This is a genomic window from Flavihumibacter sp. ZG627, assembly GCF_000814325.1.
Lineage (GTDB): Bacteria > Bacteroidota > Bacteroidia > Chitinophagales > Chitinophagaceae > Flavihumibacter.
Genome location: NZ_JPHF01000012.1, coordinates 15127 through 38884, shown reverse-complemented (window position 1 = coordinate 38884; position 23758 = coordinate 15127). Strand labels below are relative to the sequence as shown.

Genomic DNA, 23758 nt, shown 5'->3' with positions numbered 1-23758 from the left:
GCACACTATTGTACTAAATTTGAACAAGGTGGCCCCCGCCGAAAATTTTATACGATGAACATCAACTGGCAACTGAAAAAATTCGACACACTTACTAATAATGAATTATACCAGCTCCTTCGCCTGCGCAGTGAAGTATTTGTTGTTGAACAGAACTGCGTTTTCCTCGACATGGATAATAAAGACCAGTTATGCTGGCATCTCTTAGGATGGAAGGATAGCTTACTCGCGGCATCCACACGCATCGTTCCGGCAGGCCTTGCTTATGAAGAGGTTTCTATCGGAAGAGTGGTGACCTCCCCCGCCGCCCGCGGACTAGGAATAGGTCGACTGCTCATGAAGGAATCCATCAAAGCCTGCTATGATCTCTACGGACGGGAAAAGATCCGGATAGGGGCCCAACTCTATCTTCTTGAATTTTATCGCTCCCTCGGATTTAAAGAAGAAGGGGATATTTACCTTGAAGATGATATCAGGCACATCGAAATGGTACTATTACCATAGTAGTTTCGTCAGGTAGTTTTACGCAGGTTAAAAAAAACTTTACGATGGTCATACCATAGCCATCATGTCTATCGTTTTTAGAGTAATCCACGTAACCGTTCGAAAACTAAATCTGATATTCATGAAACAGCATTTACACGTTTTGCTGCGTAAATGTGCCTTATCCTGTCTTGCATTAACAACATTTACACAAGCCTCTTTCAGCCAGATTGGCATCTTCAACGAAGTAGAAGCCGGCGTAAGTTTTGGGCCATCAAATTTCCTCGGCGACCTTGGTGGTAACCGTGGTCGTGGAATGGGCTTCCTTAAAGACAATAATATCGCGCAGACCAAATTCATTATCGGCGGGCATATTACAGCAATGCCGGCCAGCTTCCTCGGACTAAGACTCGCAGTTAATTATGGAACCCTTGCCGGCGATGATAAGATCATCAAAGGTGCCGGCGGACTCGAAGAAGCAAGAAAATTCAGGAACTCTGATTTTCGTTCCAGATTGTTTGAAGCCTTCCTGGCAGCCGAAGTATTTCCAACCGTTTTCTTTGAACAGGATGTGGAAGACCTTTATAAAAAGATCCGTCCATATGGTGTACTTGGTGTGGGTGTTTTCAACTACAATCCAATGGGTACCGATCCCCTGACAGGCGACTGGGTAAACCTAAAAGATCTTAGTACTGAGGGACAGGGATTTGCAGAGTATCCGGATCGCAAGCCTTATAAATTAACACAACTGAATATCCCGATGGGATTGGGTGTTAAATACTTCATGAATGATAATGTAAGCATTGCCTTTGAAGTAATTCACCGCAAAACATTTACTGATTATATCGATGACGTAAGTACCACTTATATCGATCCAAATCTCTTTGACCAATACTTCGGTGCAGGTTCGGAGAAAGCCCAGCTTGCAAGGCGTATGGCCAACAAAACCGACCAGGGAGGTAGTACCAGTGCCGGTTTCGGCCCTGGCGATAAAAGAGGAACTCCAACCAATAATGACGCATATTATTCTGCGGGCTTTAAGTTGGGATTCCGTCTCGGAAGCAGAAGTAATGGTGATAATTACAAGCGAATCAAGTGCCCGGTGATGCGTTACTAAACCAAACTGAACATTTAAAACGTACCCATGAAGCGAATGCAACAATGCCGGCTACTGCTAGTTACATTGGCTATTTGTTTCAGTTGCCTGCCTGCACATGCACAAGACAGTATCATCATTCATAAAACAAACAAAAGCAGCAACCATAACATAAACCTATACACGAATGCCTCTCAGAAAGTGCTCTTCTTTAATGCCCGTGGACAGGAAGGCAATGTGTACCATCTCCTTCTTTTCAGAAAAGGGGGAAAACTGATAAAACAAACCAAGATCCTTAGCCGCGAAACAGCAGTAGTGGCAAAGCCCGAAAAAGGTGATTATTATTTTGAAGTTTTTACCGGTGATAACCGGGTTGAGACAGGAACTATTATCGTACAATAAAAATATTAAGATTTAAACCAATAAGCGGCAGGGACATTAGTAGAATCGCAATATCCGGTTTGTTATAAACCTGATCCGTTCCCTATACTAAGTACCCTTTCTTCAGATGATTTTATTGATCACTCCCTGCCACTGCTTATTGGCTTTAAACTACCCATCTGACGCCTGTCCTGACAGGCGTCAGATGGGTTCAAAAGTCTGACAATCCAGTATTCTTAACTGCCGGCGGTGAGTAACTGCCGGCAGTTTGTTTTAGCGCTTGGGAGTTTAGGTGTCTGACACATGTTAAGGGGATGTTCGAACATGTTGCGAACATGTGTCAGATTCTGTGTTAAGAACCAAGTTCTTAATATTTTTTAATTTTATGTTTTAGGCGGCTTTAAGCCAGCCTGTTTAGTGGAGCAGTCTCTTAATGACTGCTCCCTAATTTTTTTATATGCTTAAGGATTCCTTGTTGTTTGTATTCATTTTCAAATAATCCTTCTTATATGTTGTATTGGTTTTAAACAGCGTAAAGATCATTTCCAATAGTTTTCATTGTACTGCTACAACGGCCTTCATTTTGATACCATGTCTGGCAACCAACCGATCAAATACAGCCTTAAAGCGCTCATCGCATCTGATGGCAGCCAGTGCTGGCAGGTGCATGGCTTTGCGCAAGAACCTATTTCCTTTCTTAGAGATGGTGGGCTTGCCTTTGACCGATGTGCCTGATTGCTTTTCCCGAACATCCAGCCCCGCATAGCTGGCGAGCTGACGTTTGTTTCGGATAAGTTCAAAACCATTGGTTTCCGCAACCACCGTGATGGCTGTCAGCAACCCTACGCCCGGTAAGGTGCAAAGCTGCTTGATTAATTGTTTTATTTCGGCATCCTGGTTTAACAGGCCGGTCAACTCCGTGCGGATTTCTTTGAGTTGATTGTCTACAAAAGCGATTCTCTTTTTAATCCGCTCCACGCTGCTAAGATTAGGATCGGCTTCGCTTTGCTCGGCGTGTAGTTGGTTCTTTATCACCGTGCGTTCTCCCACCCTGATCGCGTTCGCGTGTTAACTGCCGAAGCCTCTTAAAAAGGGATTTGGGCCGCTGCCAATTCTCCAGTTTTCGCTCTAGTCCAAAGCGTACAATGGCTTCTGAAGCGGTTTTGTCGGTGATCGTTTTGATACTCAGTGTTCTAAAATAATTGCTGATCTTATTGGGTAGGACCACGCTCAGCTCCTGGCCCCTTTCCGCTAGAAAATAAGCCAGAGCTTCATGGTAAACTCCCGTGGCTTCCATCACAAAGCGAACTCCTGCCTCTGTATTGGTGAGCTTCTCTACCCAGGCAAGCAGGGTAGTAAAGCCTTTGGCAGTATTGGGGAAAATCTTGTGTGCAAACACTTCACTATCCAGTTGTTCATCCATCCTGCCAAGTGAGACTACCAGTTCATTTTGCGCTACATCAATGCCAACAACCTGTTTAACCAATCTTTTCATACCAATTTGTTTAAATAATGAAAAGTGAAAATCTCCCTTCGTTTTGTCTCCTGGCTGGATATTCTGGATATGCTGAACCTGCAGCATTCCTTACATTCTGTTCAAACTCGAAGAGATAAAAAAGAGTGAGGCTGATTCTGACACTCAGCATGCTGAAGAGCTGCTTAGACACCTAAAGCTCTCACCCCTTTTCACTTTATAAATCAAAACTATTGGTATCTTAATCGATTCTCCAAGAACTACTTTTGCTTATTGCAAACATAGGAGACACCTAACCCGCCGCCTCTAGTTCTGTTTTCAGGAACCGCGCAGTATGACTCGCCTTTACATTCACCATATCCTCGGGCAAACCTTCAAACAACAACTGCCCCCCGCCATCACCTCCCTCGGGACCAATATCAATGATATGATCCGCAACCTTTATTACATCCAGGTTATGCTCAATGATCAACACGGTATTACCCCTGTCAACCAGCTTATTCAACACATCAAGCAAATGCTGGATATCCTGGAAATGCAATCCCGTAGTGGGCTCGTCAAGAATATAAAATGTTTTACCCGTATCCTTCTTGGAAAGCTCGGTGGATAGCTTTACACGTTGCGCCTCGCCCCCGCTTAAGGTAACCGCCGACTGCCCTAATGTTATATATCCCAACCCCACATCCTGCAATACCTTGATCTTGCGATACAGGTATGGAATAGATTGGAAAAATTCAACGGCCTCATCAACCGTCATATCCAGCACATCACTGATCGACTTTCCCTTATATCTTATCTCCAGCGTTTCGCGATTGTATCGCCTGCCATTGCATTTTTCGCAGTGCACATAAACGTCGGGAAGGAAGTTCATCTCAATAACACGCATTCCTCCACCTTCACAGAGATCACATCGGCCGCCTTTCACATTAAATGAAAAACGCCCCGCCGCATAACCCCTGATCTTGGCCTCGGGAACAGCCGCAAATAATTGTCTGATCTCTGTAAAGAAACCACAGTAAGTTGCGGGATTACTTCTCGGTGTTCGGCCAATGGGCGACTGGTCTATCTCAATTACCTTATCAATAAGATCCAGGCCCTTTACCGATTTATACGCCAATGGTTTTTGCTTCGAGTCATAACAGTGTTGTGAAAGCAAAGGATAAAGCGTCTCATTGATCAGTGTTGATTTACCACTGCCACTTACACCCGTCACCAATATGAGTTTGCCAAGTGGAAACTTCACATTCACACTCTTCAGGTTATTACCGGCAGCACCTTTTAGCTCAAGCGATTTACCATTTCCCTTCCGCCTTTCTTTAGGAACAGGAATACTCTTTTCCCCGCTCAGGTATTGCGCCGTTTCCGAGTTCGCTTCCAGCACCTGCTGCGGCGTACCCTGCGCAACGATCCTGCCGCCATGCTTGCCCGCATTGGGACCAATATCTACAAGATGATCAGCAGCCATCATGATATCCTTGTCATGTTCTACCACCAGCACACTATTACCAATATCACGGAGATGTTGCAATGCAGATATCAACCGCTGGTTATCGCGCTGGTGCAAACCAATACTCGGCTCATCCAACACATAGGTTATACCCTGCAACTGCGATCCGATTTGCGTGGCCAGCCTGATCCGCTGTGATTCGCCCCCACTCAGCGTTCGAGTGGCCCTGTTTATAGTAAGATAGGTTAACCCCACATCAAGTAAAAACTGCAACCGCTCCCTGATCTCTTTCAGTATATCCTTTCCTATGATCTGCTGTTTATTACTCAAACGCTTTTCAATATCCGTAAACCATACAAGCAGTTTATCCAGATTCCAGTTGCTGATCTCTGCAATATTTTTTCCGTCAACTCTGAACCACAGGCTCTCTTTTCTGAGCCTCGCCCCTTCGCAACTGCCACACACACTGAGTTCCATAAAGCTCTCCGCCCAATCGCGGATAGGCTCAGAACTCGCCGTAGAAAACCATCTCTTTAATTGCGGGATAACACCCTCAAACTCTTCCGCATACACACGTTGATCAGTAGCCGAATCTTCAAAATCCACGATGTCATCCGTCTCCCCTTCTTCATTGCCATAAAGAATAATATTCAATGATCTTTCAGGCAGATCCTTCAACGGCTTCTTCAGATCAACCTTATACTTCTTTGCCACCTGCTGCACCTGCTTATATACATAGGCCTCACGCTCCTCACCCAGCGGCGCAATACCTCCTTCCTTAATACTTAATGAATTGTCGGGAATTATCTTCTCCATGCTCACTTGGTAAACCGTACCTAACCCCTTGCAGGTTGGACATGCACCATAGGGCGAGTTAAAAGAAAAACTATTGGGCGATGGCTCCTCATAACTGATACCCGTATCCTCACACATCAACTGCCGGCTATACTGAACAAGATGATTGCTGTCATTGATCAGCAAAAACATCAGTCCCTTTCCCACCTGCATCGATTTCTGTACGCTCTGGCTTAACCTTAATTTCATCTCATCGGTTACAGCCATCCGGTCTATCACCACTTCAATATCATGGATCTTATAACGGTCAACCTGCATTTTCGGCACCAGATCTTTAACCTCACCATCCACCCGAACCTTCAGAAATCCCTTCTTGCGGATGTCTTCAAACAACTCGCGGTAATGACCTTTCCGTCCCCTTACCAACGGTGCCAGTAAACTGATCTTCTTGTTACCATATTTAGAAAAAATATTCTCCACGATCTCCTCTTCAGAAAACTTTGTCATCAGCTTTCCCGTATTATAACTGTAAGCATCAGACGCACGCGCATACAGCAACCGAAGGAAATCATACACTTCCGTAATGGTACCCACCGTTGATCGCGGATTCTTATTGGTTGTTTTCTGCTCAATGGAAATAACCGGACTTAACCCGGTGATCTTATCTACATCAGGCCTTTCCATATCACCAACAAACTGTCTCGCATATGCGCTGAAGCTTTCCATATACCTCCGCTGGCCTTCATTATATATTGTATCAAATGCCAAAGAAGATTTACCACTGCCACTTACGCCGGTAAATACCACAAGTTTGTTTTTGGGTATGGTTATATCAATATTCTTAAGATTATGTTCCCTCGCTCCTACCACCTCAATCGTCTCCACAACAGCCTGCGGATCCCCTGCTTTTACTTTTTTCTTCATATGATGATTGAATGTCAAAAATACAACAACCATAAACAGGAACGGTTTTTGATTAAGGTGGTTTACTACCTAAAAAACAGCATTATGAGAATCTTAACCAATTCATTACTTGCCCTCGCCGCATCTTCAATTCTATTGATCGGCTGTAAATCAATGACGAAAACACAGAAAGGAGCAGCCATCGGCGTTGCAGGCGGAGCAGCCATGGGAGCAATTATCGGTAAAGCAGCAGGGAATGCAGGCCTGGGCGCAATCCTGGGAGCCGCAGTAGGCGGTACAGCAGGGGTTCTTATCGGGAAAAAGATGGATAAACAAGCCAAAGAAATTGATGAAGAAGTTGATGGCGCCAAAGTGGAACGTGTGGGAGAAGGTATCGTTGTTGAATTCAATAATGCAGTACTTTTTGGCTTCGACAGGTCTGACCTGAGCGCAGGCGCAAAATCAGAACTCGATAAACTGGTAGCTATACTTAATAAATATCCTGACACAAATCTTGAAGTTGCAGGACATACTGACAGCCAGGGTGCAACGGATTATAACCAGCGCTTGTCAGTTAGGAGAGCTACATCAGTTGCGAGTTATGTTGACGCAAAAGGAATCGCTTCCCATCGCCTTACTACAAAAGGTTATGGTGAACTGGCGCCTAAATACGACAACGATTCAGAGGCAAATATGGCGAAGAACCGTCGTGTTGAATTCCTGATCACCGCCAATGAAAAAATGAAAGCAGAAGCGAAAAAAGAAGCAGGAGAAAATTGAACCATTAAATAAAATAAACCTATCCTTAAATATTTTAAACACCCATTTATGAAAAAGACAATTTTGACAGGATTATTTGCAGCAGGAATTTTATTCACTGCAAGTGCGCAAACAGGGGCCCGTGTTATTGGCCGTGCTGGTGTAAACTTTACCAACATTACCGGAAAAGATGCCTATGACGACAAAGACAATGGTAAACTCAAAACAGGCTTTCATATAGGCGCTGATGTTGAAATTCCACTGGCTGACGAATTCTTTATACAGCCGGGAGTTTTATTCAGCACTAAGGGAGCTAAATCAAAAGACTTTGAGGATGCCAGTATCAATCTTTCCTATGTTGAAATACCGGTAAGCTTTATGTATAAGCCGGTATTGGGAAATGGCCGCCTGATTTTAGGAGCAGGTCCATACGCAGGCTTTGCCGTTGGTGGTAAAGTGAAGTTTGATAGCGACACAGATTCAGATATTGAATTCAAAAATAAAGTGTCGGCTGAAGAATATGAAAACAGTTATATCCTCAGAAGAATGGACTTTGGTGCAAACATTATGGCCGGTTATGAAATGGCTTCCGGACTCAGCTTCCAACTGAATTCACAGTTTGGTCTTGCCAATCTTATTCCCGACATCACCGGGCTGTCATCTGAATTACAACAACCCAAAGCAAACAACACCGGCTTCGGCGTTTCTGTAGGCTACCGTTTCTAAGAAGCACTGACAGAATACCTCTGCAACCAACTTGAAAGCCCCGCCCAGTGCGGGGTTTTCTATTTTAAGAAAATATTTTTTGGCAATTCGGAAACAGCCACCCTATCTTTGCACAAGTTCTTTATAACATCGCTTATCAAGAAAGGCAGAGGGAAATGGCCCTATGAAGCCTTGACAACCTGTTTCGTGGCAACACGAAGTAAGGTGCCAAATCCAGCCCGCACAGCGGGAACAGATAAGTCTGATGAAAGGCTTTTGCAGAAATAATTACTTCTACATATAGCTCTTCTGATGATTTATCGGAAGAGCTTTTTTGTTTTATACAACTACTCTTCCGATCTCAAACTTGGTAGGTGGTGTCGCAACAAACCTGTTTATCAATTAAAAAACTGTTTAACAATGCAAGCGACAACACAATTATTGTACAGCATCCCGGTGGATGCACAAACCGGCGCAATCGCCGTTCCGATTTACCAGACAAGTACTTTTGTACAGGAAGCCCCAGGCGTCAACAAAGGCTATGATTACAGCCGCACCAACAACCCTACCCGCCATGAACTCGAAAAGATTATTGCCAAACTGGAAGCCGGCACAGTAGCCGCTGCATTTTCCAGCGGACTCGCAGCCATCGATGCCGTTGTCAAACTCCTTCAATCGGGGGATGAGATCATCGCGGTTGATGATATCTATGGTGGTGCATACAGGCTCTTCGAAAAAGTCTATAAGAAATTCGGGATCAATACAAACTATGTTGATACTACCGACCTCGGAGCCATCACCCGCGCCATCACACCAAAAACAAAACTGATCTGGATCGAAAGTCCGACCAACCCCACCCTTAAAATTTCTGACCTCCACGCCATAGCAGAAATAGCTCAGCGCTACCATATCCTTCTCTGCGTTGATAACACTTTTGCATCACCCGTATTACAGCAACCCCTACTCGCAGGAGCAGATATCGTAGTGCATAGCGCTACCAAATATATCGGCGGACATAGTGATGTTATTGCAGGACTCGTAGTAACAAAAGACCCGGCACTCGGTGCAGAAATAAAATTCTACCAGAATGCCTGTGGCGCTGTGCTCGGGCCCTTCGACAGCTTCCTGCTTATCCGCGGCCTCGAAACACTGCATCTGAGAATTAACCAGCATTGCAGCTCTGCGTCTATCATTGCCCGTTACCTGCAAACACATCCGCTGGTGGATAAAGTTTATTATCCCGGACTAAGCAGCCATCCCAACCATCACCTTGCAAAAAGACAATTGAAAAATTATGGCGGCATCGTTTCCTTCAGTCTGAAAGATGATACCGAAGAGGCAGCTAAGGCATTCGTTACAAACACCAGCCTTTTCCACCTGGCTGAAAGTTTGGGCGGCGTTAAGAGCCTCGTGAGTCACCCCGCCTCAATGACACATAAATCAATTGATGCACTGAAAAGAAAAGCAGCGGGCGTCAAAGACAGTCTCATCAGGCTCAGTGTAGGCCTTGAAGATGGGCGCGACCTTATCAATGATATCGAAACTGCCCTTACACTGGTTTCTGCAACGCATCCGCAGAAACTAAAACATGCAGCGCAGAAAGAAAAATGTTAACAAGCAAGCAAAACAATATAAGATGACATATCACAAACAACTGACCATCGGTTTATTCGGATTTGGCGTAGTGGGAGAAGGATTATACCGGGTGTTGCAACAAACACCATCGCTGAGAGCCTCCATTAAAAAAGTATGTATCAAGGACCCATCCAAAAAAAGAAATGCTCCCGATGCATTGTTCACCACCGACCGTGATGAGCTGCTCAATGATGAAGAAATTAATGTGATCGTTGAAGTGATCAACGAAGCCGATCCTGCCTTTGAAATTGTAAGCACAGCCCTGCGCAATGGAAAAGCAGTGGTAAGCGCCAGCAAGAAAATGATCGCAGAACATCTTCCCGAATTGCTTGCCCTTCAACAGGATACGGGCGAGAGCTTTCTCTACGAAGCAGCCGCCTGCGCATCCATCCCCGTTATTCGTAACCTCGAAGAATATTATGATAACGACCTGTTGCATGGCATCAAAGCAATCGTAAACGGTTCCACCAATTTCATCCTCACCAAAATGTTTGAGGACAGGCTCGACTTCCAGCAGGCACTTCTACTCGCACAACAACTGGGCTTCGCAGAATCTGATCCGAAGCTGGATGTGGAGGGATACGATGCTGTTAATAAATGGGCATTCCTCTTAACACATGCATATGGAATAATTGAACATCCTGATAATCTTTTGTTCACCGGAATACAGAATATCCATGCGGGTGATGCAAAAGTGGCTGCAGAAAAAGGACAACAAATAAAACTTGTTGCACAGGCCCGGAAATTATCCAACGGTAAAGTCGCAAGTTATGTTATCCCCCAATTTGTACCACAGGAAGACCATCTTTCATTTGTGAAGAATGAATATAATGGTGTGGTCATAGAAAGCGGATTCTCTGATAAACAATTCTTTTATGGAAAGGGCGCGGGAAGTTTTCCAACAGCATCCGCAGTACTGAGTGATCTTTCCGCATTGCGATACGATTATAAGTATGAATACAAAAAATTATATCACCACCAACCTAATACCCTCACTGATGATTATTATCTACGCGTGTACCTGAGTTTCACCGATTGGAAAAATATTCCCCGTGAAAAATTTGAATGGATAGAAGAATGGCATGCAGGAGAGGAAAGAAAATACCTCGTTGGGGTACTGCCAGCTTCTGAGCTCAGACTCAATAGCTGGTGGAAAGAAAATAACACTTCTTTAATATTAACCGCAGAACCCATCATAGAGAACGTTGCGATACAACAACTTAAAAAGAAAAGCCTGGAATTAGCCGGCGTAATACTGTAAGAGCGCACAGTTTTTGCATGTGGTTTGTAATTGAATCATTACAAAAACCACATTATGAAAAAGCTTCTCTTCAAAAGCGCTATTGCGTTGAGCTTACCCTTTTTATTGATCGCCTGCAGCGAAGATGATGATGATGTTCAGGAACCAGACACGGTGAAAGAATGGACACTTAACCTGAGTACTAAAAATGAAAATCCGGCTGTACCATCAAGAACGGAAACGGGAACTGTAACGCTTCAGTTACTGGCAGACAATTCACTGAAATATAATATTTCGGTAAATGGACTGGCAGGTGGCGATGCACTGCAGGCAGCCCATCTTCATGCTGGTGATGCCATTACAAACGGTCCGGTGATACTTAGTCTGGATCCGACCTTTACCGGCGGAAATGCAACAGGTACTATTACCGGGTTAAGGCAATCATTGGTTGACAGCCTGAAGAGTGATGCTAACCACATTTATTTTAATGCACACTCCCAGCAGGTTGCATCGGGATTGGTTCGTGCGCAGCTGAATTCCAAGGTTGAATTTGCAATGGATGTAGCGCTCTCCGGAACCAATGAAGTTCCTGCGGTTGTTACAACAGCTACTGGTACGGCTATCCTGAGAATGACAGCCGATAAGAAGCTGTATTCTAATGTTACAGTAAGCAACCTGGAATCAATTGATGCACTAAGTATGGCCCATATCCATAAAGGTGCGGAAGGTGCCAATGGAGATGTGTTGGTTGGCCTGGCAGCTTCAGCAGCTGATTTTGGTGTGGTGAAAACGATCTCTCTTGATGATGCAGCTTTTGCCGCCATTAAAGGAACGGATGCACTTTATGTTAATGCACATTCAACCCTTCATGCTGGTGGAGTGGTAAGGGGACAAATCAGGTAAGCTTAGAAGTTTATCCATAAAAAACAGGTTGCGTGCAACCTGTTTTTTATGCTCTTTTGAAGATCATGATCCACCCATCATATAAATGAGCTGGGGAAAATTATTGATATTATTTTTTTGCAGCATTCGCCTCCGATGCGTTTTCACGGTTTCCTCACTGATAAATAATTTTTTTGCAATCTCCTTGGAAGAGAATCCCTGCGCCACAAGGCTGGCGATTTCCCGCTCCCTTCCCGTAAGCTGAAGCTGTTCGCTTATTTTCGGCATCTGGCTTTTATAGAGACGATGGAAGGCCATCTGTACCGCAACCAGCAACTGAACATCATTGTAGGGCTTGATCACATACATCACCGGGTCTACTGCAGCAGCCGATTCTACTGTCCTGATATCTGTATAGGCTGTCAGGAAAACTACCAGGCAACCAAATTTCTTTTTCAACAGTTTCGCAAGCTCAATGCCATTGATCTCGCCCTTGATGTTAATATCACATACTACTACCTGCGGAATTTCTTTTTCACAGAGCTGAAAGGCTGTAACAGCATCTTTTGCGACACCAATCATTTTAAAATCTTCCTGTTCCAATAATTCGAAAATACTTTCGGCAGTAATCAATTCATCTTCCACCACTAATATCGAAGCACTTTTAATCATGTGAGATCTGTTTTAATAGTTAATACCGTTCCATTTCCCCTAACCACCTCAACAGTAGCATCCAACTGGATGGCCAGGGTCTTTACAAGCTTCATCCCGAAAGAAGTTGATTTATCCTTATGGCCTTCTTCCTGCATCCACTCACCATTATCTGCGACGATAAGCTCAAAATCTTCACCACCTTTCTTATTTAATGTTACCTGAATTTCAGGCGAAACTATATTCCGGAAGGCATGTTTAAAACAATTTCCCACCAGCTCATTTACGATAAGTCCAATCGGGATGGCCTGGTCTATATCCATCATACAATCCACCCCACCAGTATCCAAACTTATAACATTGCCATCCACCCCAAAACTTGTTGCCAGCGAACGAGTTAATGAATCCAGATATTGATTCATTTCCACAGCCGATACATCTTCGTTCTGGTATAGACTCTTATGGATCAGTGCCATGGCTTCAATACGGGTTCGGCTCGATTGAAGGCTTTCCCTCGCAAGCGCATCTTCCATCCTGTTCGATTGCAGGGCTAGCAGACTGGAGATCACCTGCAGGTTATTTTTTACGCGATGATGAAGTTCTTTGAGCAGGGTTTCCAGGGCTGCTTTCTGCACATCGATCTGCTGGTTCAACGTTATCAGCTCTTCATTCTGCCGGGTAACCACCTGCCGCTCTTCAATATAACTCGCCCTGAAAACGATCGTGTTGACGGTGATGAATAATGCGGCTAAAAAAATGGTGACGATATGATCTGCCAACCTTTCTTTTTCTGAATTATAACCCACCCGCCATTCGGGATGAAAGTACTCCAGCACCAGCAGCACCAGGATGGATCCATACATCAGGATAAAAACACCCACCTGCAATTGGCGCGGCGTGATCATGAGCAGGATGGTCATGAACATCAGTACCAGATAATTGATAGTGCCATGCGATCCGTCATTGAAAAAATAGATCCACCCCATGAAAACCATCACCAGCAAGGAATATATAAATATTACAGTACTGTTGAAAATCTTCCGGAACCGGCTGATATAAAAAATGTAGAGGGATATCACCCCGCCCAGGTATCCCGGCCAGATGGTTAATTCATGCAGCCCTATCACCCAGTTGGCGGTGGATGCAAGGAAAGCGAACAGGGTAATAAAAAAGCTGGTGCTGTTGAAAACCTGGTGTTCAAGTGCGAACTCGGGTTTCTTGCCAGCTACCATCCAGAGCCATTTCTTCATACCATTCCAATATAAGGGAAAATGCTGGTTTTAGCTACCCGTCTGACATGTGTCAGGACATATGTCAGACGGGTAGCTAAAAAAAAACTTGCAGTTTGTTGATTTCTGTATTAGCTTTGAATTACAAAGTGCTTTTAAACAATAGCAACCAGACTGATCTATGAAAGAAGAAATCTTATCAAACCTCAACAATCCCGGTCAACTGGAAAGATTGTACAGGGCCGACAAATCTTCCTTTAAGCGCGCCTTCAATGCCATTACGCCGCAGATCTCAAACAACACCCTTATCAATTACTGGAATGAGCGACTCAATTTCACACGCGAAGAAATTTCCTGGGGCAGCAGCAAAGATTTAGTCTTCGTAACTATCGCATCCCTCGTTGCCGGACTCATCGCCAAGCTGCCGGTGTTCCTGAATATCGACGAAGAATTTTTCTACAGCAGGAATATTGGCTTCATCGTTTTCCCCGCCCTCTACGCCTACTTCGGTTGGAAGAACAAACTATCCGCGCCAAAAATTGCATTCATCGCAGGCAGCACATTACTCGCAGTTCTCTATATTAATTTTCTTCCCGATAATAAAACCAGCGACACACTCAGATTGGCCTGCATCCACTTAATTCTTTTTCTCTGGTCTATACTAGGCTTTGCCTTTGTAGGTGAACTATATAATAAGGAAGACCGGCGATTAGGCTTTCTCAAATACAACGGTGACCTGGTTGTAATGGCCGTGCTGATCGGTATCGCAGGGGGGATTATGACCGGTATTACGATCGGACTTTTCAACCTCATCGGATTTAATATCGGGAAGATCTACTTCGATTATTTCGGCATATTCGCACTGTCTGCTTTACCCATTGCAGCCACCTGGCTCACACGAACCAATCCACAACTGGTAGGAAAAGTTTCACCGGTGATCGCAAAGATCTTCAGTCCCCTTGTGTTGGTGATGCTCGTTATCTACCTCATCGCCATGGCCTACTCAGGAAAAGACCCCTATAACGACCGCGAGTTCCTCCTCATCTTTAATGCCCTACTGGTAGGCGTTATGGCCATCATATTCTTTTCTGTTGCAGAAAGATCAAGGGCTAAAAGTCAAACGGAGATCTGGATACTCCTGCTGCTTTCAATGGCAACAATCGTGGTTAACGGTATCGCACTCTCCGCCATTCTTTTCCGTATTTCCGAATGGGGAATTACACCCAACAGGGCAGCCGTACTGGGAAGCAATGTTTTAATTCTTATCAACCTCCTCCTTGTAACGGTGCAACTTTTTAAAGTACTTACGAAGAAGACAAATTTAATCACAGTGGGAAATGCGATTGCTGCCTACTTACCCGTATACTTTATCTGGACAGTCATTGTAACCTTTTTATTCCCCCTGATCTTCGGATTCAAATAATGAATCAACGATCACCATCAATAAATAAGCGCAATGCCGCCACCTAAACCCATATCACTATCATAGTGGGCCGACAAGGCAAGCCATTTTCTTAGTATATATCTCAAACCGGCAGCATATTCTTTATCGGTATTCCACATTAAATTTCCCCTTAACCGATTGGTAAGCGGAATATCTTCCCTGCCTAGCTGGAAACGAAATTTCCCGTCGCCATCCACCCTTGCATCAGCTATAACGAGCATGGGTAAGGTATACTGCAAACCAACAACAAAGGTCTTCCGGTCATTCTTGTTACTAACCTGTCCGAATGAATTCTTTTCGATCTCATCACCAACTTTTGCATAGTGATAATCGAAACCTACATAGGGAAACAACCACTGCATCTTTCCCAGGTATCGACCAAAATTGACTTCCACTTCCCTTCCCTTTTCAGGTGTTAATCCAAGATGCCACAATCCCTGCAATTCAAAGCGGTTGCCGGCTACCATAAAATTTGCGTCGCTGCCATTGCTCTCAACACCAATGGTTGCAGATGGATGAATCATTCGCTCGCTGCGCTGAAACTGCTTCCATGCTTTTGCCTTATCAGGCAACTGTGGATTGGGAGGCGAATTCTGGTAACTCAACACGTTCCCCATTCCAGCCATCATATGGTATAGAATATGACAATGGAAAAACCAATCGCCGTCTTTGTTAGCGGCAAATTCAAGGGTATCAGTTTCCATCGGCATAATATCAATGGTATTTTTGAAAGGCGCATACTGACCTTGTGCACCCAATACCCTGAAGTCGTGCCCATGAAGGTGCATGGGATGCCGCATCATAGAATTATTGGTCATAATGACCCGCACCTTCTCTCCCTGCTTTATTAATATTTTATCCCACTCACCAAGAGTTTTATTGTTGATGGACCAAACATAGCGGTTCATATTTCCTTCAAGTGTAAAGTGGAGTTCTTTGGTGGGTGCATCAGGAAGGGTTGTCTGAACCGGAGAACGAAGCATGGCATAATTAAGTGTTACTATACCGGTACTGCTGTTCATTTTACTATGGTCCATACCCTTCATGCTCTCCGTCTCATGACTTCCATGCCCACCATCCGCACCTGCCATTTCAGGATACATCACAGTATTCATATCCATTTTCTGCAGACTCATTTTCATCCCCGGCATCGGCTTCATATCACCATTCATCTTCATCATCCCATTCATCATATTCATACCTTCAAAATAGAGGAGCCGCGGAAGCGTTGGTGCCGGCATCTTCATGCCCGATCCCAGCCATAGCGATGTATGCCCGGTCCGGTCTTCCGCCGTAGCACGAAATTCATATTGCATATTGTCTGGAACAGTAACTACCACATCATAGGTTTCTGCCACGCCAATGATTAACCGATCTACTTCAACAGGCACAACATCATTGCCGTCATTGGCTACAACGGTCATTTTCCCACCTGCATATTGTAGCCAGAAATAGGAAGAGGATCCCCCATTTACCACACGCAACCGCACTTTATCACCGGCTTTAAATTGAGGCGCTTCAGCTTCCGCTTTGCCATTGCTCAGGAACTTTTCATAATACACATCACTTACATCCATTGCGTTCATGCGCTTCCACTCATTCGTTAATTTGGTCGAAAAATGTCCTTTCTTAATGGCCTCCGCATAAGACTGCACACTTCCTTTCTTAATAGCATACCAGTCGTTGGCGCTCCTTAAACGGCGCTGAACCTGGTGAGGATGCTCATCGGTCCAATCGCTCAAAACAAGCGGTAATTCAGCGGTATAAGCAGGACTCATCTCCTTCATGTCATGTCCATTTCCATGCATTGAATTCTCTTCCCTTCGCTTAAATACCAGCGCTCCATAAGTACCCGACTGCTGTTGAAGTCCGGTATGCGAATGATACCAGTACGTACCATTTTGAACAATCTTAAACTTATATAAATGAGTAGTGCCACCCGGAATTACCGAAGTGGTCAGAAAAGGAACCCCATCCTGCTCGTTGGGTAAAATGACGCCATGCCAATGGATGGATGTGGACGTCTTCAACTGGTTGTGTAAATAGACCTCCGCGGTATCCCCTTCGGTAAAAATAAGTGGCGGGGCTGGAATGGAACCATTTACCGCAAGTGCATGCCGGTGCTTACCGGTAAAATGAACCATGGTATCGGTAACATATAAATCATATCGAACAGTTTTACCACCTGTCAAATTCACCTTATGCCCCACCTCCTCTGCCGAATCTGTTTTCGCATGCTCCATCTGCATATGATCATGCATGTGCCCATCCTTCATCTCAACCGAATCCTTCTTTTCTGCCGGATCCTTCTTCTCTTCCATGCCCGGCATCTCCTTCATTTCCTTTTTTGCAGGCAGTTTATCTTTTGCCCTTTGTGGATCCCTTTGCTTTTTAGGAACTGTCTTCGGCGGAACAAGCTTAACGCTTTTTTTCACCAATGTCATCCCGCATTTTGGACAATTACCCGGCTTGGTCATTTTCACCTCCGGGTGCATAGGGCAGGTATAAACCACCTGTGTTTCTGCCTTTTGAGCCAGTATATCTTGCGCCAATACAACAAAAAAAACCAATTGCATGGCCATGAATAATATCTTTCTCATTTCCTCTATTGATTTTTATCTCCAACACTTATTTCCAGCTTAAAGGCTTTTGCCAGCGTCACCATGTTTGCAGAGAGCTGCTCAAAACTTTTCTGTTGCCTTTTAAGGTCGGGGGCTTCTGAAATAGCGCCTGCATCTTTTAATAAAGCATGAATATTACCCTCCGATAGCAATTTATAATCAATACCATTGGCAATTTTTATATATGCAGAGGCAGCAAAAGCCGCCTCATCAACGCTGCCTTCCGCCAACGCATCTTTAATTAGCTGCCAGGAATTGATTAAACTACTTAGTTGGGATTTGACCTTAAAAGAACTATCCTGGGCAGTGGCCTTTTGCAGCAACAGGATAGAGAAAACTAAAACGATCAGTAGCGCTTTTTTCATGTTTACACAGTTTGACCAGCAGGGAACATTTATGACATGGAAATACCATGCCAGCCGGGGATTACTGTTTAACTCTCTTCAACTTCCTCTGCCTCCCCCACCAGAAATAAAAACCCGTAAGCGGTAAACTCGCTACTACCAATGCCACAAAAAATAATGCTATCCTGCCGGGCAATCCAAATATTGCACCGGTATGAATATCATAGTTCATCCTTTTAATATTATCCGCCACAGTATCTGCATCACTATACCTCCCCCAAACATAGGCCCCGTCTATCTCCTTACCACTATACTGATCAAAATAACGAAAATCTGTTTTGTACAAAGTGGAAGATGATGGATTTGCCCTTACCAGAATGGAACCTTCAGCCGAAGCAGGAAGTACAAACATTGCCGACGCATATCTGCCATAAAGAGCTGGTTCAATAGTCTTCCATACCTTATCTATACCTACCTCAATCCCCGCCCGCGCTGTATCAGAAAGCGGGGGCTTCTTATGCACAACAGATTGCTTAGCCCCGGTAAGGTTATAGGTAAAGCTTGCAAAACTTTCAAACGCAAACATCAAACCGGTAATAGCAGAAAAGACCGCAATCCAGCTAACATAAAATCCAAGTACCTTATGCAGATCATAGTTCAATCTTTTGGGGGATGCCCGCCACATGATCAGGAAGCCTTTCTTGGCAGTTCGACTGTTCTTCGGCCACCAGAGAATGATACCCGTGATCAGCATAAGCAAAAAGATCACCGTGCTCCAGCGAATGATCTCATGCCCGTAGGGTATCTTCAGCGTCCGGTGTATCTGCAATACCACACTTAAAAAATCTCGGTTATTATCGCGGCATTTTAAAACTGCCCCATTATATGGATTGATGAAAACTGAATAATCATACCCCTCCTTTTTTGAAAACAAGGTCATTACCGACCTGTTCCGCGCATCATAATAAATGCGATGTAATGTCTTCCCCGGCAACTGCTCTTCTGCAATCTGCTTTATCCGGGAGGGTGGAAGAAAAGCACCACTCTCCTCTTCCACATGCCGGTAAGATTGAAGCCTCTGCAACTCTGGGGCAAAACAATATACAGCGCCCGTCACACCCATTATAAACACTACCAGCCCGGTGGCGAGGCCCAGCCACAAATGTATCTTGCGCGCTATTTTCTTCAAAGCTTCACATTCAGCGTTATCCTGTAACACGCTCCCTTCCCTTTCGTATAACTGTCATTGAAAGCTCCCCACTGCGACCTTGCAGTATAATAATCTGCATTGAACATATTCTCAATTCCCAGGTTCAGCGATGTACTTTCATTGAAATTATATCCAATGGATGAATTGAAAAGATGGTATGGACTCACCGGGGCCTTATAGGGATCATAAGAACCGCTGCTGTTTCTCGCAAAGCGATCTCTTTTCAAAATTCCCGTATACTGCAGCAGCACGTTCAGCTTGCCCGGAATTACTGCATAATCCACATGACCAGCCAGTTTTGGCGGAGCGATCCGCTGCCCGGGCAGGTAATCATCACTATCCCCATCAAACTTGCCATCATCATCGGCATCAAGTTTTCCTTCCACATATGAATAGGATAGTCCGGCCTGCAGGTCTTTGGTTATTTGATAATCTGCCGCTAATTCATATCCATAAATGCGCTCCGGACTACGAACTACCACAAATACCCCATCACTATAAACACTATTGGCCCCCAAACTTGATTTGCTGATATAACCTGTTGCCTCAAAGCGGAAATTCTTCACCCTTGTTACAAATCCGGCTTCATAGTTATTGATGATAACAGCTTCCGTATTGATCTTCTCAATATCATCAACCCTGGCCGACCTTAATACCAAACCGATATCAGAGACACTGAAGCCCTGTGAAAAACTTATATAGGGGGAGAAATAATTGGATAGATTATAACGCAAACCAACATTCGAAACAACTGCATTATACTTAAGGTCGCCTCCCTTTACATCCATAGAAGGCGTTACAACCCCGGTTCTGGTATTTTTTGTAGGCAGGGTGGCATAATCGTCCACACCGATATTTACTTTTTCATATCGCACTCCTCCTTTCAGAACCAGCTTATCAAAAAAGGTAAATTTAGTCTGGATAAAAGGCGCGATATTCAGCATGTTCATTTCAGGAACCCAGATCCTGCCATCCACAAGCGGCTGTGAGGTAATATCACGCTGCGCATCCAGTCCATAGGTAAAATTGGCATCAATATTATTTAGTAAAACAGGTGTATTCAATACCAATCGAGCTCCGTTCTTCTTTGACAGAATGCGGGATACACCACCGTCTACAAACACTTCTGAGTAGAAGAAAATATTATCAACACTCTGGTAATAAACATCTGCATCATACCTCGTGTTTGCAATGCCCGTTTCACCACTAAACTGTACACCCAGGTTGTGATTGCCTCTTACTCCCTGCGGCACACCTATGCTCTCACCCAACTTCGCAGTTGTTTTCTGGCCTGTCTTATAATCACCATTCTCCGTGAGATAGTTGGTTGTTTGCCGACTGCTATAAAAATTATAGGTAGCCTGCACTTTATGACTGGCATTGAAATCATAACCAACCTTGGCAAAGGCATTATAAGAGTCTGTTTCACCAAGTCCATATACCGGCGGTAATACATCGCCATCAGCATCTTTATGCTCACCTGTCTGCTCATACACACCGCTCAGCACATAATTGAATTTACCCTTATCACCATAGAAAAGCTGGCTCATACGCGCGCCCATACTATTAGATTTATTGACGAGTGAACCTGTAGTACTCAACGATGTCTGGCTATTCAAAAGCTTATCGGTCTTTGGATTGCGGGTTAAATAGTTGATCAATCCACCCGCTGCTCCATTACCATAAATGGCCGTGGCACCTTTAACTACTTCTACCCTTTCAATGACCGCAGGGTCTAATGCCCGAAGATCCATGGCACCATTTCGCAGCGGAGTTGATTGCGGAACACCATCTACCATGATGAGCAAACTACGTCCGCGGAGTGTTTGTCCCCAATTACTACTGAGCCCTGTACTCGGCGCAAGTCCGGGTACACGATTCTCCAGTATATCACCCAGGTTGGGCGTGATATTTATATTCTGCTGCATGGTCTTCAATCCAACTATCGTTACCGAAGAAGGAACCTCATCAATCGTCTCCTTTGTTCGTCCCGCAGAAACGATCACCTCTGTCAATTCTGTTTGTGCCTGTGATAATTGAAGACTCAGTTCTGAATAAGTTCCTGCCAATACAGAAACCAGTTTCTCGATGGGTTTATAGCCAATGGTAGAAACCTCCAGCGTATAGCTTCCTGGTTGAATATTGTCAAAACTAAATGCTCCTTCATTATTGGTGAGCACAGCCTTTTTCAAATCCTTTATTCTAACGGTGGCGGATGGGACCGGACTATTATCCTCTGCTCTTACAATTCCTTTAATACCTCCTGTTGTAGTCAGATCCTGGGAAAAACCTGCTACTGATAAAACCAGCAGGCATAAAATCGAAAACATTCTTCTCATATTAATTTTCCTTTTGCTATTGGGGCACAAATTTGATCCAGGCCAAACATCTATCCTCTAGCAATCGGGAAAAGGTTTTACGAGAAACGGAAAAAAGGAACCTGCAAGCCCTTACTCCATCACTCTCTTTAAACGAAGATTCGTAACAGGCGATACAATCAGCGGGAATTTCTCCACCACCACATTACCCGGATCTAATCCAAAACCCCTCTCCTCAGAAAGCGAAATTTCTTTCAGCCAGAAATGTAGCCGCATGATCAATCTTTCACTGAAAGGCAGCTCATTGTCCTGGCTCAGATATTTTTCCATCACAATAAAAGAAAAATCTCCCACTACATTGCTTCGCTCCAGACTTTCATATCTGCTGTTAATATTCACTTCCCTGTTCTTCACAAGTTCTTCCACCACTTTACGGAATAACAAATTGATCCTTGGCTGCACCCGAAATCCCAATTTGAATTCTACCCTTATTATGTCATTAGGAATAATATGGTCAACACTGTACTCCGCCGTATAAGGATCATCTACTGTATCAACATGAATGAACCAGTATATATCTGCCCGCTTAGGTTTCCTGTTGAGTATGGAATAAATGATCTTATGCTCTATCTCCTTCCGGTTAGCAGCACTGCTCAGGTAAACAAGATGGGTTGCATATTTGGGTACTGTCTTATCATTACTCAGCTCCTGTATTTTCGGCACATAATCTTCCATCCTGACAAATTCAACATACCGGTTCTTGATCTGTCTTGCCCTATACCAGTCATACATGATCAGAAACAGCACCCCCCCTACAAGCAGCGTAACGTATCCCCCATGCGGAAATTTCTCGAGGTTGGCATAAAAGAAACTGAATTCTATACCCAGGTAAACCATGAGATACAAATACACCAGTGCAGGCCTTGTTCGGCGCAGCACCAGGTAATTGGCAAAAAGTATGGAGGTGGCAATCATGGTAACGGTGATGGCTAACCCATAAGCAGCCTCCATATTAGAAGCCTTCTTAAAGTACAGCACAATGCCAATACACCCGATATACAATAAAACATTAGCCGCCGGAACAAATAACTGCCCCTTGGCCTCCGTTGGATATTTAATCTTCAGCTTGGGCCAGAGAGTCAGTCGCATGGCCTCACTCACCAATGTGAATGACCCCGATATCAGGGCCTGCGATGCAATAATAGTAGCTGCCGTTGCAATGGTGATCCCGAAATATAAAAACCAGGAAGGCATGACGCCATAAAAGGGATTGAATCCACTCTCAATAATTTCTGCACTTATCAGCTTGCCGTTATGATTCTTCAGCAGCCATGCACCCTGTCCCAGGTAATTTATGATCAGGCAACTCTTTACAAAGATCCAGGAGTAACGAATATTCCATTTGCCGCAATGCCCTAAATCAGAATACAACGCTTCTGCACCCGTGGTACAAAGAAATACGCCTCCCAGTATATAGAATCCATTGGGATAAAGGGTTAGCAGCCTTAGGCCATAATAGGGATTGAAGGATTTCAATATGCTGAGGTCATGAAAGAAATTGGAGATGCCCAGCGTAGCCAGCATTAAAAACCAGACCGTCATAACCGGACCAAAATACTTTCCAATAAATGCCGTCCCAAACTGCTGCACAAAAAACAGCACCGATATAATTCCTATCACTATATAGATAACCGTCCATTGACTGATCTCATGTAATGCAGGAACCTGTTTTAATCCCTCTATAGCCGATGTAACTGAAATGGGCGGGGTTATCATCCCGTCGGCCAGCAGCGCGGCACCACCCATCATGGCGGGAATTACCAGCCATTTTCTCCTGCGCCTCACCAATGCAAATAGTGAAAATATCCCTCCCTCCCCTTTATTATCGGCCCTTAAAGTGAGGATCACATATTTTATGGTTGTTTGTAAGGTAAGGGTCCAGATGATCAGTGATAGTGAACCTATGATAAGCTCTTCCGATATCTGTTTGCCACTGGTAATAGCATTCAGCACATAAAGTGGTGAAGTACCAATATCACCATAAATTATTCCCAACGCAATAAGAACCCCCGCTACCGTAACCCGATTATGTGATGACATCATCTCTTAATTTCGGCTTCAAATGTAGATGGGTTAAGGCC

19 protein-coding genes and 1 riboswitch are annotated in these 23758 nt (G+C 44.3%); of the genes, 9 read left to right on the top strand and 10 right to left on the bottom strand.

The annotated features are described in order from the left end of the window. Positions 1–54 precede the first annotated feature (54 nt). The 3 genes from HY58_RS17130 (at position 55) to HY58_RS17120 (ending at position 1981) form a co-directional block, all read left to right on the top strand. Positions 55–504, top strand: coding sequence for a GNAT family N-acetyltransferase (locus HY58_RS17130; RefSeq protein WP_039135067.1), 450 nt, complete (start codon positions 55–57; stop codon positions 502–504). A 121-nt stretch (positions 505–625) separates the two neighbouring features. Further along, positions 626–1600, top strand: a complete 975-nt coding sequence (locus tag HY58_RS17125) for a hypothetical protein (RefSeq protein ID WP_156123738.1) — start codon at positions 626–628, stop codon at positions 1598–1600. A gap of 27 nt (positions 1601–1627) precedes the next feature. After that, positions 1628–1981, top strand: coding sequence for a hypothetical protein (locus tag HY58_RS17120; RefSeq protein WP_156123737.1), 354 nt, complete (start codon positions 1628–1630; stop codon positions 1979–1981). 534 nt (positions 1982–2515) lie between these two features. On the opposite strand, the gene HY58_RS19770 is transcribed toward HY58_RS17120, so the two are convergent. The 3 genes from HY58_RS19770 to uvrA all read right to left on the bottom strand — a co-directional run bounded on the left by HY58_RS19770 (position 2516) and on the right by uvrA (position 6600). Next, positions 2516–2938: a transposase gene (locus HY58_RS19770; protein ID WP_216593828.1), complete on the bottom strand. Its 423-nt coding sequence runs from the start codon at positions 2936–2938 to the stop codon at positions 2516–2518. Between the two features lie 10 nt (positions 2939–2948). Then, positions 2949–3455, bottom strand: coding sequence for a transposase (locus tag HY58_RS19765; RefSeq protein WP_216593827.1), 507 nt, complete (start codon positions 3453–3455; stop codon positions 2949–2951). 271 nt (positions 3456–3726) lie between these two features. After that, complete coding sequence (gene uvrA, locus HY58_RS17110) at positions 3727–6600, bottom strand: excinuclease ABC subunit UvrA (RefSeq protein ID WP_039134915.1); 2874 nt, start codon at positions 6598–6600, stop codon at positions 3727–3729. Between the two features lie 84 nt (positions 6601–6684). Between uvrA and HY58_RS17105 the strand changes: the two genes are divergently transcribed. From HY58_RS17105 to HY58_RS17085, 5 genes are all read left to right on the top strand, one after another. Next, a complete protein-coding gene (locus HY58_RS17105) occupies positions 6685–7359 on the top strand; it encodes an OmpA family protein (protein WP_039135061.1) in 675 nt (224 codons plus the stop codon). Between the two features lie 48 nt (positions 7360–7407). Beyond that, positions 7408–8064 carry a porin family protein gene (locus tag HY58_RS17100; protein ID WP_039134912.1) on the top strand — a complete coding sequence of 219 codons (657 nt, stop codon included), beginning with the start codon at positions 7408–7410 and terminating at the stop codon, positions 8062–8064. A 130-nt stretch (positions 8065–8194) separates the two neighbouring features. Continuing rightward, positions 8195–8306, top strand: a riboswitch (SAM riboswitch). 157 nt (positions 8307–8463) lie between these two features. Beyond that, positions 8464–9657, top strand: a complete 1194-nt coding sequence (locus HY58_RS17095; protein WP_039134910.1) for a PLP-dependent aspartate aminotransferase family protein — start codon at positions 8464–8466, stop codon at positions 9655–9657. Positions 9658–9679: 22 nt separating this feature from the next. After that, on the top strand, positions 9680–10939 hold the full coding sequence (locus tag HY58_RS17090; protein ID WP_039135058.1) for a homoserine dehydrogenase: 1260 nt from the start codon (positions 9680–9682) through the stop codon (positions 10937–10939). A gap of 54 nt (positions 10940–10993) precedes the next feature. Continuing rightward, the gene (locus HY58_RS17085) at positions 10994–11821 is read left to right on the top strand and encodes a CHRD domain-containing protein (protein WP_039134908.1); all 828 of its coding nucleotides are present in this window, start codon (positions 10994–10996) and stop codon (positions 11819–11821) included. A gap of 63 nt (positions 11822–11884) precedes the next feature. Here the strand turns inward: HY58_RS17085 and HY58_RS17080 are convergent, their stop codons facing one another. Both HY58_RS17080 and HY58_RS19070 read right to left on the bottom strand, forming a co-directional pair. Next, complete coding sequence (locus HY58_RS17080; RefSeq protein WP_039134905.1) at positions 11885–12472, bottom strand: DNA-binding response regulator; 588 nt, start codon at positions 12470–12472, stop codon at positions 11885–11887. After that, complete coding sequence (locus tag HY58_RS19070; RefSeq protein ID WP_052324249.1) at positions 12469–13701, bottom strand: sensor histidine kinase; 1233 nt, start codon at positions 13699–13701, stop codon at positions 12469–12471. Before HY58_RS19070 ends, HY58_RS17080 begins: the two co-directional genes overlap by 4 nt. Before the next feature lie 160 nt (positions 13702–13861). Between HY58_RS19070 and HY58_RS17070 the strand changes: the two genes are divergently transcribed. Then, positions 13862–15103: a hypothetical protein gene (locus HY58_RS17070; protein WP_039134903.1), complete on the top strand. Its 1242-nt coding sequence runs from the start codon at positions 13862–13864 to the stop codon at positions 15101–15103. Between the two features lie 17 nt (positions 15104–15120). On the opposite strand, the gene HY58_RS17065 is transcribed toward HY58_RS17070, so the two are convergent. The 5 genes from HY58_RS17065 to HY58_RS17045 form a co-directional block, all read right to left on the bottom strand. After that, complete coding sequence (locus HY58_RS17065) at positions 15121–17724, bottom strand: multicopper oxidase domain-containing protein (protein WP_039134902.1); 2604 nt, start codon at positions 17722–17724, stop codon at positions 15121–15123. Positions 17725–17729: 5 nt separating this feature from the next. Then, positions 17730–18110: a DUF3347 domain-containing protein gene (locus HY58_RS17060; RefSeq protein WP_052324248.1), complete on the bottom strand. Its 381-nt coding sequence runs from the start codon at positions 18108–18110 to the stop codon at positions 17730–17732. A 61-nt stretch (positions 18111–18171) separates the two neighbouring features. Then, positions 18172–19278, bottom strand: coding sequence for a PepSY domain-containing protein (locus tag HY58_RS17055; RefSeq protein ID WP_039134900.1), 1107 nt, complete (start codon positions 19276–19278; stop codon positions 18172–18174). Then, positions 19275–21629 (bottom strand): TonB-dependent receptor, encoded by a 2355-nt coding sequence (locus HY58_RS17050; RefSeq protein WP_172644677.1) that lies wholly within the window; start codon positions 21627–21629, stop codon positions 19275–19277. The genes HY58_RS17055 and HY58_RS17050 overlap by 4 nt, the downstream gene beginning before the upstream one ends. Positions 21630–21749: 120 nt before the next feature. Beyond that, positions 21750–23720 (bottom strand): KUP/HAK/KT family potassium transporter, encoded by a 1971-nt coding sequence (locus tag HY58_RS17045; RefSeq protein WP_039134895.1) that lies wholly within the window; start codon positions 23718–23720, stop codon positions 21750–21752. Positions 23721–23758 lie beyond the last annotated feature (38 nt).

Bases quoted from the DNA above. Each gene is read 5' to 3' on its own strand.
- HY58_RS19765 (WP_216593827.1), bottom strand. From the start codon at position 3,455: ATGAAAAGATTGGTTAAACAGGTTGTTGGCATTGATGTAGCGCAAAAT.
- HY58_RS17120 (WP_156123737.1), top strand. From the start codon at position 1,628: ATGAAGCGAATGCAACAATGCCGGCTACTGCTAGTTACATTGGCTATT.
- HY58_RS17065 (WP_039134902.1), bottom strand. From the start codon at position 17,724: ATGAGAAAGATATTATTCATGGCCATGCAATTGGTTTTTTTTGTTGTA.
- HY58_RS19070 (WP_052324249.1), bottom strand. From the start codon at position 13,701: ATGAAGAAATGGCTCTGGATGGTAGCTGGCAAGAAACCCGAGTTCGCA.
- HY58_RS17130 (WP_039135067.1), top strand. From the start codon at position 55: ATGAACATCAACTGGCAACTGAAAAAATTCGACACACTTACTAATAAT.
- uvrA (WP_039134915.1), bottom strand. From the start codon at position 6,600: ATGAAGAAAAAAGTAAAAGCAGGGGATCCGCAGGCTGTTGTGGAGACG.
- HY58_RS17050 (WP_172644677.1), bottom strand. From the start codon at position 21,629: ATGTTTTCGATTTTATGCCTGCTGGTTTTATCAGTAGCAGGTTTTTCC.
- HY58_RS17095 (WP_039134910.1), top strand. From the start codon at position 8,464: ATGCAAGCGACAACACAATTATTGTACAGCATCCCGGTGGATGCACAA.
- HY58_RS17105 (WP_039135061.1), top strand. From the start codon at position 6,685: ATGAGAATCTTAACCAATTCATTACTTGCCCTCGCCGCATCTTCAATT.
- HY58_RS17045 (WP_039134895.1), bottom strand. From the start codon at position 23,720: ATGATGTCATCACATAATCGGGTTACGGTAGCGGGGGTTCTTATTGCG.
- HY58_RS17060 (WP_052324248.1), bottom strand. From the start codon at position 18,110: ATGAAAAAAGCGCTACTGATCGTTTTAGTTTTCTCTATCCTGTTGCTG.
- HY58_RS17070 (WP_039134903.1), top strand. From the start codon at position 13,862: ATGAAAGAAGAAATCTTATCAAACCTCAACAATCCCGGTCAACTGGAA.
- HY58_RS17090 (WP_039135058.1), top strand. From the start codon at position 9,680: ATGACATATCACAAACAACTGACCATCGGTTTATTCGGATTTGGCGTA.
- HY58_RS17080 (WP_039134905.1), bottom strand. From the start codon at position 12,472: ATGATTAAAAGTGCTTCGATATTAGTGGTGGAAGATGAATTGATTACT.
- HY58_RS17100 (WP_039134912.1), top strand. From the start codon at position 7,408: ATGAAAAAGACAATTTTGACAGGATTATTTGCAGCAGGAATTTTATTC.
- HY58_RS17125 (WP_156123738.1), top strand. From the start codon at position 626: ATGAAACAGCATTTACACGTTTTGCTGCGTAAATGTGCCTTATCCTGT.
- HY58_RS17085 (WP_039134908.1), top strand. From the start codon at position 10,994: ATGAAAAAGCTTCTCTTCAAAAGCGCTATTGCGTTGAGCTTACCCTTT.